Source organism: Gammaproteobacteria bacterium (genome assembly GCA_013003425.1).
GTDB lineage: Bacteria > Pseudomonadota > Gammaproteobacteria > Steroidobacterales > JABDKV01 > JABDJB01.
Window position 1 is genome coordinate 17,998 of the sequence record JABDJB010000095.1, and the last position, 11,614, is coordinate 29,611.

An 11,614-nucleotide genomic window follows, 5' to 3' on the forward strand; every position below is an offset into this window, starting at 1 on the left:
CTGCCGCTGCCGCGACCGGCTCCGGATCGTACTTGAACGACAGGTTGACCTTTGTCCGGAAGGATTTCACCTTGCCGTCCTCTATCGTCATGTCGAGTGCACTTACTTCGGCAACACGCAGCTCGCGCAATGCCTTGCCGGCTGTCGCAACAGCCCGCTTGGCCGCGTCCTCCCACGAACGGGTGCTGGTCCCGACGATTTCTGTAACCCTGTAAACACTGGCCATTGATCACTCCTTAGTAATTGCCGGCGGCGCCGGTATGACGCCGCTCTTACCAACATAACAGAAACTGTGACGCAGTCTGCTCCGGGTGTTCGGCGAGTAACCGGTTACTTCCAGATATGCCCTCGGGCGCGCGCCGGAAGCAGTGACCCGACAATTGCACGAGTTCACATCGCACTACAGGCTGACCACGCGATGCAGGCACTTCCGGCTGGATATCGACATCCTCTCGCGGAACTTCGATCGCGCCATTCCGCCGCTTTTGACCAGTCGGTTGCCGGGCGGATTCGCGCAGCTGTCGCTACGACGGCGACGCCATCGCCGGACATGCATCTGCGCCGCGCTGATTTAGACACCGGGGATTCCCGTTTGAATGCCCCGCCGAAGCAAGACCGGGGAGCCGGGCCGGCCTGGCAGACGACAGGTTAGCGCTTGCGCGCCAGGTACAACCCGTCAGCCACCGGCAGCAGGCTGACATCAACCCGCTCGTCCGCATGCAACTTCTGATTCAGCGCGTGTAAGGCCTGTGTCTCGGCATCTTCTTTGTCAGCATTCATAACCCGGCCCGACCACAGCACATTGTCCAACACGAGCAGCCCGCCACGACGCAGCAGCTGCAGGCACAACTCATAGTAGTTGTCGTAGTTTTCCTTGTCGGCATCGATAAAAGCGAAGTCGTAGCTGCCGGCCGCACCGGCATCGAGGCGGCGTTGCAGCGTTTCACTCGCAGGGGCCAGCACCAGCTCGATGCGATCGGCCACACCGGCCTCCTTCCAGTAGCGCTGCGCGATTGATGTCCACTCTTTGCTCACATCGCAGCACAGCAAATGGCCATCAGACGGAAGGGTCCGTGCCACGCAGATACTGCTGTACCCGGTAAACACACCAACCTCTATCGCCCGCCTCGCGCCAGTCAAACTGGCAAGCAGCGCCATGAGCTGCCCCTGGTCGGGTGCGATCTGCATGGTCGCCATCTGCATCGGGGCTGTCTCTGCGCGCAATCGCGCGAGTAATTCATCCTCACGCACCGATACCGAGACCAGGTAGTCATAAAGAGGTTCATCGAGAAAATTGGCTTTGCGTGACATGCGCACTCCTCACTGCTGCGCGCATTATCGCGCACCTCTGCCACCACGTCGCGCCAGCGTCTAGACTTGAGATATGCGCTGGCCATCCTCTTGCCAAGTGTTCCTGTTCCTGGCGCTTTGCCCCGGTGTCGCCGCACCGGCTTGCGAAGTACCGGACTATCACATCGCGCCACCCGCCGGGTGGTGCGCCGGAATTGGCGGTTTTGCCGATGCCGATTACGCCACTCCGGGAGTCGCCAACGAACTGGTGATGGTGGAACGCGCCTTCAGCGGCAGCTGGTACCCGGGCAGCAGCGGGTTTGCTATCGGGCTGGATCTTGGCTACCGCAACTATGAAGTCGACGAAGAAATTGGCGCTAACCTGGACCTGTACCAGTTCAGCCTGCGTCCGCAATGGCGGGTTAAAGGTGAAGTGCGTGACTGGCTGTTGCGACTTGCCGCAACACGCGCTGTCTCGTCCAATCGGGCCGCCGACGTGAACTGGCATGCCGATGAAATGTTTTATTCCTCTGCTGCCATTGCGCGACAAGCACTCGATGATCGCCGCACGCTGGTATACGGCGCCGCTTACGATTACAGCTTTGGCAAAGCCGCGCTCTACCCGGTGGCTGGCGTGGAATTAGATCTGACTCCTCACTGGCAGCTCGCGCTGATCGTGCCATTCACCCGCCTGCACTGGGATGGCGGCGGGCGCTGGGCTGCACAATTCCGGTTGTACCCGGCCGGCAGGCGCTGGCGCGTGCTGGATAGCGATACCGGCCGCGACTTCGACACGTTTACACGGGAATTTCGCCTGAGCGCCGAACTGCATTGGCGCCTCGACTCGCGCTGGCAGCTGGTGGCAACGCTGGCCGGTGGCTTCAACCGCAGCCTTACTACGTCGGCCGCCAACGGCAGCCGGCTCGCTGCCGATGTCGATCCCGCGCCGTTCGGCGCCATCGGCCTGCGTTACCGCTCAGGCCGTAACTGACGCCGTTCTGTCAGCTTTCTTTACATTTTGTGACAAACTTGGAAATAGACTAACTCTATGATTTTTATCAATAATAACCTGAGGCTGGCACCAATATTGCTGCATCCGGGTGCCACATCGCATTGTTGCGAGGTACTCCTCAATGATCGCCAAAAAATTTGCAGCTTCAATCCTCGTCGCCGTCGCGGGTTTGCTGCCCGCAGCGTCACTCGCCGTGCCTTTTGCCTACGCTATCCAGGAGAGCACTCAGAACCTGGTAACAATAAACCTCGCAACCGGAGCAATAGCCGTCATCGGAGCGACCGGCGGCGACGATATTGACGGGCTTGCACTGGACAGTTCCGGCGTTCTGTATGGCTCCGACAATGACACTGATTCACTCGTTATCATCAACCGAAATACCGGGGCCATCTCTTCAACTATCGCGCTCAGCCAGGGCATCAGCGACAGCGGACTCGCTTTTGACAGCCTGGACCAGCTCTATCTGGCCGATGACGCAAATTCAGAGCTGTTCACCGTCGACACCAGTGACGGAACTATGGGATTGATCGGCAGCAACAGCGGCGATATCAGTGCTATCGCCTTCAACTTGTCTGACGTGCTGTATGGCGTAGATCCTGTCTCCGATTCCCTGGTGACTTATAACCTCGGCGACGGATCAATTACGGCAGTCGGCGCTGGTTTGGGAGTAGACATTGTCGACGAGCAGGGGCTTACCTTCGACCTGATCGGCGGACTGCTGTACATGATCGATGAGGCCAGTGAGTCTCTTTACTCGATCGACCCGTTGACCGGACTGGCGAGCTTTATTGCCAACCTGGGCGGTGACTACGAGGCGCTGGCATTTTTTGAAGATCGCCAGGCCGCACCAGAACCCGGTGTGTTGTTATTGCTCGGGATTGGACTTCTCGCGTTGACGCTGGTTCACAGGCGCAGACGGAATCACTGGTAACGCCAACCGACCAGACCCGGGTTAACGTCCCTGCCACGCCTTTATCGGCTGTCAGATTGGTGCGGTGCACCTGCGCTAATATCGGGGCATGCCCAATGCACAGATAACCGGCTGGGGTAAGTGCCTGCCGCCGGCGGTCCTGACCAACGACGATCTCGCCGCCATCATGGATACCAGCGATGAGTGGATTGTCGAACGCACCGGTATCCATGCGCGGCGCATCAGTCACGTCAACTGCAGCGAACTGGCGCTGGTAGCTGCGCAACAGGCGCTGGCTGCCGCCGGCCTCGACGCCAATGACATCGGCATGATTGTTTTCGCCAGCGCCAGCCCGGACCTGCTTATACCCAATACCGCATCACGCCTGCAGCAGCGACTTGGCAACAAGTCCGCTGCCGCTTTTGATCTGAACTCGGGGTGCACGGGTTTCGTTTACGGCCTGAAAATTGCCGACGATCACCTGAACAACTACCCCGACAAGCCGGTACTGCTGGTCGGCGCCGAGCGGCTCACCTGGTACCTCGACTGGACCCAGCGTGATTCGGCCGTTCTGTTTGGTGATGGTGCCGGCGCCGTTGTGCTGCAGGCCGGAGATAACGGAGCCGGAGTGATACGCGCCCATCTCGGCTGCGAGGCCGAAGCCGGAGATGCGCTGATGATTCCTGATTTCGGCACCGTGATGGACCGCTTTGGCGATGACCCCACGCATTTCACCATGTGCTTTGACGGGCGCGAGGTATTCCGTCACGCGGTGCGCGGCATGGCGGCCGCCTGCACCACGGTTCTCGCCGATGCCGGCATGAGTGCCGATGACATTGACCTGGTCATTCCGCACCAGGCCAATGAACGCATCATCGATTCGCTGGCGCATCACCTGGGGATCGACGACGACCGCGTGTTCAAGAACATCGCCGAGTACGGCAACACGTCCGCGGCTACGGTTCCCATCGCTATCGTCGAGGCGCTGGAGCAGGGACATATCAAGGCGGGCACCACCCTGCTGATGCCGGTGTTCGGCGCCGGGCTGACCTGGGGTTCCGCCATCCTGCGCTGGGGCGAACGCACCGAACCACTCGGCACTTCCGCGGCCGAACTGCCGCCCTGTGAACAAACCGGCCCCGAACTGATTGCCGATGCCGTCGCCTTTTTCCAGGCACGCAGCTGATCGGCGTCGAACCAGCCTTGACGCTGCTATGCCAGTGACAAAACCCTGCCCGCTTCAGCCCGCAAACTGAGGACCAGCGCATAAATCCCCGCTCGATACTGTGCCCGCCTCTGCCGACCGGTCTGCAACCATGAACTGGTTTGCAGCAGGCGCGATCCTGGCCGCACTCGCGGTAATCACAGGGGCATTCGGCGCACACGGAATGGAATCCCGGGTCGGCCCGGACCTGCTCGACACTTTTGAAACCGGCGCGCGCTACCACATGTATCACGCGCTGGCTTTACTCGCTGTCGGCTGGCAGACGGCGCGCCGTCCCGGTCGCTGGACCAGTGCTGCCGGCTGGCTGTTCGTCGTCGGTATCGTCGTGTTCTCTGGAAGTCTTTATGCGTTGGTAATGACCGGCGAACGCTGGCTCGGCGCCATCACGCCGATTGGCGGCGTGTGTTTCATAGCGGGCTGGATTGCCCTTGCCGTTGGCGCGTTACACCGGTAACGGTGCGGCCTGTTGCTGAGACAGGTTGCTACCTGAAAAGACTTCGGTTCATGCGTTGCCCGCGTGGTGACGGCTTCGCAGGCGCTCGCTCACATCAGTAAGCGTCACGCCCTGATCGGCCAGCAGCACCAGCAGGTGGTATACCAGGTCGGCAGATTCGTCGAGCAGCTCGTCCTTGTCACCGGACGTTGCCGCCAGTGCAACTTCCACCGCCTCTTCGCCAACTTTCTGTGCAACGGCTTTGGTGCCGGCTGCCAGAAGGCGCGCGGTATAGCTGGCCTCATCAGCAGCAGTGGCGCGCGCTGCAATGACCTGCTGCAGCGTCGTCAAAAAAGCGTGGTCAGCAACGTCGAAACAGTTGTCAGTCCCGCGGTGACAAACCGGCCCGGCCGGGCGCGCCCGCACCAGCAGCGCGTCGCTGTCGCAATCGCTGCAGATGTCCGCCAGCTCGAGAAAATTGCCGGAGGTTTCACCCTTGGTCCACAGCTCCTGGCGCGACCGGCTGAAAAATGTCACCCGCCCGCAATCGAGCGTCTGCCGCAACGATTGCGGCGACATATAGCCCAGCATCAGCACCGCGCCGGTGTCGGCATGCTGCACGATGGCCGGCAGCAGCCCGTCGTTTTTCTTCCAGTCGAGTCGCTGCGTATCGAGATTCACAGTCGCACCTCGATGCCGGCATCGTGTAACTGGGCTTTCAGTGCCGGGATGCTGACCGTTTCGTTGTGAAAGATACTGGCGGCCAACGCGGCGTCGACTGCGGTGTCGGCAAACACATCGCGCACATGCCCCGCATTGCCGGCACCACCTGAGGCGACCAGCGGCACATTGCACACAGCGCGCACCGCAATGAGCTGCTCGAGATCATAGCCGTCGCGCGTGCCGTCATGACTCATGCAGTTCAGCACGATCTCGCCGGCGCCGCGTTCCTGTACTTCCTGCACCCATTCCAGCGTCCGTCGCCTGGCCGGTTGCGTACTCGCCGCGCTGCCGGTGTACTGGTAAACAAACCAGTCGCCATCATCCCAGCGACTGTCTATACCGGCGACAACGCACTGAGTCCCAAAACGCAGCGCCAGCGCATCGATGATGCCCGGGTTTTCCAGCGCCGGTGAGTTGACGGAAATCTTGTCCGCGCCGGCAGCCAGCGTGCGCTCGGCGTCGGCCACGCTACGGATACCGCCCGCGACACAAAACGGGATATCCAGGCAGGCCGCAGCACTGCTCACCCAGCCGGCATCGACCGCGCGGCCTTCCGGTGATGCCGTAATATCGTAAAAGACCAGTTCATCGGCGCCTTCGTCACGATAACGGGCAGCCAGCTCCACTATGCCTCCGACATCACGATGGCTGCGAAAACGCACGCCCTTGACCACGCGATCGCCGCGCACGTCGAGACACGGAATTATCCGGCGGGCGACCATTGCGATAACTCCTCTGGTTGCATCACCCCGTCCAGCAGCGATTTACCGACAATGGCCGCGGCAGCACCATCGCGCTGCAGCGCTGCCAGGTCGCCGGCATCGCGCACGCCACCGGAAGCCTGCACCGACATCTGCGGATAACGCGCACACAGTGCCGAATACAGCGATCCAGGCCCGGCCATCATTCCATCACGTGATACATCGGTGCACAGCAGGTGGCGCACGCCGCGGTCGCCGAAGAAATCCAGCGTGTCATAAAAACCCGCCCCGGCATCAGCACGCCAGCCGTCAACGAGTGCTTGCGGTATACCGTTATCGATGCGCACGTCGGCAGCGATGACAACACGCTCCGGACCCAGCTCGGAAATCCAGCCTGCCACATCGTCCGGCGCCTGGAAGGCACGGCTGCCAATCACCGCCCGTGCCACGCCGGCCGCGAGATAAGAGCGCACCGTGTCAATATCACGTATGCCGCCACCGGCCTGCAGGCGCAGCCCGGGGATAGCGGCAATCGCCGCGATAACGTCGGCATTGACCGGCCGGCCCGCGCGGCAGCCGTCGAGATCGACCAGATGCACCCATGACAGGCCGGCCGCGGCATAGCGCTGCGCCTGCTGCAGCGGATCGATAGCGTACTCGGTTACCGCGTCAAACTTTCCCTGTTGCAGGCGGACACAACGGCCGGCAGCGAGATCGATGGAGGGAATCACGTGCATGGTCAGTTCACCGCCAGGAAATTTGCCAGCACTTGTGCGCCCTGCGCCGATGAACGCTCGGGGTGAAATTGCGTGGCAAAGAAATTGTCGCGCTCAAGCACACTGGTGAACGTCGTACCGTATTCACTGCTGCCGGTGGTGTGCTCCAGCAGCGGCACCGCGTAGCTGTGCACAAAGTAGAAGTAAGTTTCCGGTTCAAGCCCGGCCAGCAGCCGGCTGTCACCACTGGCCTGCACGGTATTCCAGCCCATGTGCGGCACCGGGCGGCCGGGCGCAGCCTGCAGCCGGCGCACTACGCCCGGAACAACGCCCAGGCAGTCGAGTTCGTTTTCCTCGGACCGGCCGCACAGCAGCTGCAGCCCGAGGCAAATACCCAGCACCGGGCGATCGCATTCAAGCAACGCCTGGTCCAGCCCGGTGTCGTGCAGGCGCTGCATCGCCTCGCCGGCAGCGCCGACGCCGGGCAAAATGATATGCCCGGCCTGCAACAGCGCTTTGCGCTCGCGCACCACCGTGCCACTGCGTCCCAGCCGTTTGAGCGCGTTTTGCACTGAAGCAATGTTGGCGCCGCCGGTGTCGACTATCGCCACGTCTATCACAATGACCCCTTGCTGCTCGGTATGACGCGGCCGTTGACCGCCAGTGCCGGACGCAGCGCGCGGCCCAGTCCCTTAAATGCTGCCTCCACCTGGTGATGGGTATTGGCGCCACTGACCGTCACGTGAAAACTGGCGCGCAGGCTCTGCGCCAGGCTGTTAAAAAAATGCGGCACCATTTCAGTCGCCAGCTGGCCAATCATCGGGCGGCCGAAACTGGCCTCGAAGCTGCAGTGCGGTCGTCCACTCAGGTCAATCGCGACCTGCGCCAGTGATTCGTCCATCGGCAGCACGTAGCCGTAGCGGCCAATGCCGGCGCGGTCGCCCAGTGCCTGGTCGAGCGCGGTACCCAGCCCCAGCGCAACGTCTTCGACCGTGTGGTGATCATCAACCTCGAGATCACCGCGGCACTCGAGCTGCAGCCCAAACCCGCCGTGCAGCGCCAGCTGTTCGAGCATGTGATCGAAAAACGCAATGCCGGTGTCGATATCCTGTTCTGCGTCGCGATCCAGGTGCACCGCCACGCGCAGGTCGGTCTCGCTGGTGCGCCGCACGATCTCGGCGCTGCGTTTCGGGCGCAGTATCTGCCCGGCTATTTCCTCCCAGCCGGTCTGCCGATCCAGCCTGAACCCGGCCAGGCCGAGGTTGGCGGCAAATTCGAGGTCTGTTGCCCGATCACCGATGACAAAGCTGTTAGTACGATCGATATCGTTGCTGGCCAGGAATTCATCGACCAGGCCGGTAGCCGGTTTGCGGCAACGGCAATCATCGGCTGGCCGGTGCGGACAGATAAACTCCTGCTCGAACAACACGCCCTGTGACGCAAACGTTGTCAGGATAAAATCGTGCGCGTCCCGAAAGTCTGCCTCCGGGAAAGATTCGGTACCAAGCCCATCCTGGTTACTGACCAGCACCAGCCTGTAGCCGGCGCGCGACAGTTCGCCCAGCGCCGAAATTACGTCGGGCACGAAGCGCACCTTGGCCAGCGCGTCGACCTGCTCGTCCGGTGGCTCCTCCACCAAAGTGCCGTCACGGTCGATAAAAAGCACTTTATCCATGAGCACGCTCGCGCGGCACCGCCAGGCTGTCCAGCAGACGGTCGTTCTCATCGGGCGAGCCGACAGTGACACGCAGGCAGGCAGGCATGACCGCATCGGCTGCAAAGTAACGCACCAGGATTCCGGCGTCGCGGCAGCGCGCTTCCAGATCACGCGCTTCGGCGGCGGGCTGCAGCAGCAGAAAATTGCCCTCGCTGTTCCAGACCGTGTGTACGTCCGGGTGCTCGTGCAGCGCAATCGCCAGTCGGTCGCGTTCGCTGCGAATCTGGTCAATCTGCGGCTCCAGCTGGCCGTTGGCAGCGGCAAGCAGCTGCCTGCTTGCGGCATCGATCGTTGGCGCGGGCAGCGGATATGGCGGCATGAGGCAGCGCAGCCGCTCGACCAGGCCCGCCTGCGCCAGCAACGCGCCACAGCGAATGCCGGCCAGTCCCAGCGCCTTCGACAAGGTACGCAATACCACCAGGTTGTCGGCATCATGCAGTCGCCGGGCAATACTGGGCTTGCGGGCAAACTCTATATAGGCCTCATCGACTACCACAATGGCGCGTCCGGCCAGCGCCGCTGCCAGCTCCAGCACGTCGACGTCAGTGCAGACGTTGCCGGTCGGGTTGTTTGGTGAACACAGAAAAACCAGTCGCACCATACCCGTGCACTGCGCTAATACGGACCCGTAGTCAACCTGAAAACCATTCTCGCGTAACAGCGGTACCGTTACACAGCGGGCGTCCTGCAGCCGGACTGCGAATTCGTACATACCGAAAGTTGGCGGACACACCAGCACACTGTCGCGCCCGGCCCGGCAAAAACTGCGCACCAGCAGGTCGATCGCATCGTCGCTGCCGCGCACCGGTAAAACTTCGCCGCTGTCGACACCGTAGTAATCTGCCATCGCGTCGATCAGTGCCGTCGGCTGCGGCACCGGGTAACGATTCAAGCCGGTGCTGTTGCCGCCCGGGTCCTGCGGCGCTTCGTTGGCATGCAGCCTCAGCAGGTCACGTGCATCGCTTGCCGCGCTGTAACCGGAAAGCTGCAGCAACTCCGGCCGCATGACCGCCTGCCAGCTGTTCATGCCGCCCCCGCCCGCAGTCGAGCCAGTCGCAGATCTACCGACTGCGCGTGGCCATCGAGTCGTTCGACCCGTGCCAGCGTAGTCGCTGTTGGGCCGAGGCGTTCCAGACCGGCTGCCGTGGCTTCCTGCACTGTGATCGTTTTCTGGAAGTCCGCAACGCCGAGCCCGCTGCTGTTGCGTGCATTCCCGCCCGTGGGCAACACGTGATTAGTGCCGCTGCAGTAATCGCCAAGCGCTTCCGGTGTCCATCGCCCGAGAAAGACCGAACCGGCGTTTCGCACCCGGTCGAGCCAGCGCCTCGCATCGGTGATCTGCAATATCAGGTGCTCTGGTGCGTAACGATTGACGATGTCAAAAGCATCATCGAGTTTGTCCACGACGATGGCGACGGAGTTTTCCAGGCATTCCCGCACGATCCCGGACCGCGCCAGCTGTTGCAGCTGCCGCTGTGCCTCGCGGACGACAGCGTCGACCAGAGCAGTATCGGTGCTGACCAGCAGAACTTGTGAATCGGCGCCGTGCTCGGCCTGTGCCAGCAAATCGGCGGCAACAAATACCGGGTCGGCGCCGCCGTCGGCAACGACCAGCACTTCCGACGGTCCGGCAACCAGGTCGGTCGCGGTAGCGCCGCCCTGCGTCACGAGCTTCTTGGCCGCCGCCACCCAGGCGTTACCCGGACCAAATATCTTGTCGACCCTCGGTACCGTTTCGGTGCCGTATGCCATGGCGGCAATGGCCTGGGCGCCGCCGATTGCAAATACCTCATCGATACCGCACAGCGCGGCAGCTGCCAGAATCGTCGGGTCTGCATCACCATTGGTTTGCGGTGGCGTACACAGGATACGCCGCGGACAGCCCGCCAGCTGTGCCGGTACCGCCTGCATGATCACGCTGGATACCAGCGGTGCACTGCCAGCCGGCACGTAAAGGCCCACTGTTTCAATCGGCACCTCACGTCGCTCGCACACGACGCCCGGCACGGTTTCGACCTGCACTGCATTGCCCGGCTGCGCGGCATGAAATGCCGCCACGTTATCGCGCGCCACGGTCAATGCACTGCGTAGCCCGCCATCACAATCAGTCAGTGCAGCAGCGAGATCGGTGGCCGCAACCTGCAACCGGGTCAGTTCCGTTCCATCGATACGCGCCGTTACCGCGCGCACGCCGGCGTCGCCGTCACGGCGCACCTGTTCGATTATGTCGGCCGCCTGCTGCTCGATCAGTACTGCCGCATCGTGTGCGGGTCGCTGCAGCAAGCTGTCACGCTCGCTGTCGGTCACGGCGTTCCATTCATGTATTGAAAACATGACTGCCGCTACGCCAGCATCTTTTCTACAGGCAGCACAAGCATTGCGCTGGCCCCGGCATCTTCGAGCGCTTCAAGAGTTTCCCAGAACACTGTCTCGCGACACACCGCGTGCATAGCCACCTTGTTGTTACAGCCGTCGAGGCTGACGATGGTGGGCATCTCGCTGCCCGGCAGCAGGCGGGAAATTTCCGCCACCGCGCTGCGTGGCGCGTGCAGCATGATGTACTTGCTTTCCTTCACCCGCACGACGCCGTCAATACGCCGCTGCATGCGCTGCACCCAGGCCTGCTTCTCCGCCGACAGTGGCCGCGGGGTCGCAATCAGCTGCGCCTGGCTTTCCATGACCACTTCAAGCTCGCGCAGGTCATTGGCCTGCAGCGTGTTGCCGCTGGAGACCAGGTCACAGATAAAATCGGCCTGCCCCAGCGACGGCGCAATCTCCACTGCACCTGCCAGGCGCACGACCTGCGCGACGATGCCCCGCTCCGCCAGGTAGCGGCCGAGAATGCCCGGGTAGCTCGTCGCTATGCGCTTGCCCTGCAACGATTGCG

At 62.2% G+C, this 11,614-nt stretch carries 13 protein-coding genes and 1 pseudogene; 4 read left to right on the forward strand and 10 right to left on the reverse strand.

The window, feature by feature from the left end; genetic code table 11:
* Nucleotides 1-25: 25 nt before the first annotated feature.
* Nucleotides 26-226: pseudogene (locus HKN06_13345) on the reverse strand (dodecin domain-containing protein).
* A 422-nt stretch (nucleotides 227-648) separates the two neighbouring features.
* Nucleotides 649-1,311: an SAM-dependent methyltransferase gene (locus tag HKN06_13350; protein NNF62297.1), complete on the reverse strand. Its 663-nt coding sequence runs from the start codon at nucleotides 1,309-1,311 to the stop codon at nucleotides 649-651.
* 97 nt (nucleotides 1,312-1,408) lie between these two features.
* Between HKN06_13350 and HKN06_13355 the strand changes: the two genes are divergently transcribed.
* The 4 genes from HKN06_13355 (at nucleotide 1,409) to HKN06_13370 (ending at nucleotide 4,891) form a co-directional block, all read left to right on the forward strand.
* Nucleotides 1,409-2,281, forward strand: coding sequence for a hypothetical protein (locus tag HKN06_13355; protein ID NNF62298.1), 873 nt, complete (start codon nucleotides 1,409-1,411; stop codon nucleotides 2,279-2,281).
* A 142-nt stretch (nucleotides 2,282-2,423) separates the two neighbouring features.
* Nucleotides 2,424-3,233 carry a PEP-CTERM sorting domain-containing protein gene (locus tag HKN06_13360; protein ID NNF62299.1) on the forward strand — a complete coding sequence of 270 codons (810 nt, stop codon included), beginning with the start codon at nucleotides 2,424-2,426 and terminating at the stop codon, nucleotides 3,231-3,233.
* Between the two features lie 88 nt (nucleotides 3,234-3,321).
* Entirely contained in the window at nucleotides 3,322-4,398 is a 1,077-nt protein-coding gene (locus HKN06_13365; protein NNF62300.1) for a ketoacyl-ACP synthase III, read from the forward strand.
* 130 nt (nucleotides 4,399-4,528) lie between these two features.
* The gene (locus tag HKN06_13370) at nucleotides 4,529-4,891 is read left to right on the forward strand and encodes a DUF423 domain-containing protein (protein ID NNF62301.1); all 363 of its coding nucleotides are present in this window, start codon (nucleotides 4,529-4,531) and stop codon (nucleotides 4,889-4,891) included.
* A 48-nt stretch (nucleotides 4,892-4,939) separates the two neighbouring features.
* Here the strand turns inward: HKN06_13370 and HKN06_13375 are convergent, their stop codons facing one another.
* The 8 genes from HKN06_13375 to hisG all read right to left on the reverse strand — a co-directional run.
* A complete protein-coding gene (locus HKN06_13375) occupies nucleotides 4,940-5,551 on the reverse strand; it encodes a bifunctional phosphoribosyl-AMP cyclohydrolase/phosphoribosyl-ATP diphosphatase HisIE (protein NNF62302.1) in 612 nt (203 codons plus the stop codon).
* Nucleotides 5,548-6,315 carry an imidazole glycerol phosphate synthase subunit HisF gene (gene hisF, locus HKN06_13380; protein ID NNF62303.1) on the reverse strand — a complete coding sequence of 256 codons (768 nt, stop codon included), beginning with the start codon at nucleotides 6,313-6,315 and terminating at the stop codon, nucleotides 5,548-5,550. Before hisF ends, HKN06_13375 begins: the two co-directional genes overlap by 4 nt.
* The gene (locus tag HKN06_13385) at nucleotides 6,297-7,031 is read right to left on the reverse strand and encodes a 1-(5-phosphoribosyl)-5-[(5-phosphoribosylamino)methylideneamino] imidazole-4-carboxamide isomerase (GenBank protein NNF62304.1); all 735 of its coding nucleotides are present in this window, start codon (nucleotides 7,029-7,031) and stop codon (nucleotides 6,297-6,299) included. The genes hisF and HKN06_13385 overlap by 19 nt, the downstream gene beginning before the upstream one ends.
* Nucleotides 7,032-7,033: 2 nt before the next feature.
* Complete coding sequence (gene hisH, locus HKN06_13390; protein ID NNF62305.1) at nucleotides 7,034-7,627, reverse strand: imidazole glycerol phosphate synthase subunit HisH; 594 nt, start codon at nucleotides 7,625-7,627, stop codon at nucleotides 7,034-7,036.
* Nucleotides 7,627-8,685, reverse strand: a complete 1,059-nt coding sequence (gene hisB, locus HKN06_13395; GenBank protein ID NNF62306.1) for a bifunctional histidinol-phosphatase/imidazoleglycerol-phosphate dehydratase HisB — start codon at nucleotides 8,683-8,685, stop codon at nucleotides 7,627-7,629. The genes hisH and hisB overlap by 1 nt, the downstream gene beginning before the upstream one ends.
* Entirely contained in the window at nucleotides 8,678-9,754 is a 1,077-nt protein-coding gene (gene hisC / locus HKN06_13400; GenBank protein NNF62307.1) for a histidinol-phosphate transaminase, read from the reverse strand. The genes hisB and hisC overlap by 8 nt, the downstream gene beginning before the upstream one ends.
* The gene (hisD, locus tag HKN06_13405; protein ID NNF62308.1) at nucleotides 9,751-11,061 is read right to left on the reverse strand and encodes a histidinol dehydrogenase; all 1,311 of its coding nucleotides are present in this window, start codon (nucleotides 11,059-11,061) and stop codon (nucleotides 9,751-9,753) included. Before hisD ends, hisC begins: the two co-directional genes overlap by 4 nt.
* Before the next feature lie 8 nt (nucleotides 11,062-11,069).
* Nucleotides 11,070-11,614 (reverse strand): ATP phosphoribosyltransferase (hisG, locus tag HKN06_13410; protein NNF62309.1); only part of this gene is annotated, 545 nt, incomplete at its 5' end.

What these genes read in the sequence shown, in the direction of transcription:
- HKN06_13385 (NNF62304.1), bottom strand. Translation starts at nt 7,031, where the DNA reads ATGCACGTGATTCCCTCCATCGATCTCGCTGCCGGCCGTTGTGTCCGC.
- hisD (NNF62308.1), bottom strand. Translation starts at nt 11,061, where the DNA reads ATGTTTTCAATACATGAATGGAACGCCGTGACCGACAGCGAGCGTGAC.
- HKN06_13350 (NNF62297.1), bottom strand. Translation starts at nt 1,311, where the DNA reads ATGTCACGCAAAGCCAATTTTCTCGATGAACCTCTTTATGACTACCTG.
- HKN06_13370 (NNF62301.1), top strand. Translation starts at nt 4,529, where the DNA reads ATGAACTGGTTTGCAGCAGGCGCGATCCTGGCCGCACTCGCGGTAATC.
- HKN06_13360 (NNF62299.1), top strand. Translation starts at nt 2,424, where the DNA reads ATGATCGCCAAAAAATTTGCAGCTTCAATCCTCGTCGCCGTCGCGGGT.
- hisB (NNF62306.1), bottom strand. Translation starts at nt 8,685, where the DNA reads ATGGATAAAGTGCTTTTTATCGACCGTGACGGCACTTTGGTGGAGGAG.
- hisF (NNF62303.1), bottom strand. Translation starts at nt 6,315, where the DNA reads ATGGTCGCCCGCCGGATAATTCCGTGTCTCGACGTGCGCGGCGATCGC.
- hisC (NNF62307.1), bottom strand. Translation starts at nt 9,754, where the DNA reads ATGAACAGCTGGCAGGCGGTCATGCGGCCGGAGTTGCTGCAGCTTTCC.
- HKN06_13365 (NNF62300.1), top strand. Translation starts at nt 3,322, where the DNA reads ATGCCCAATGCACAGATAACCGGCTGGGGTAAGTGCCTGCCGCCGGCG.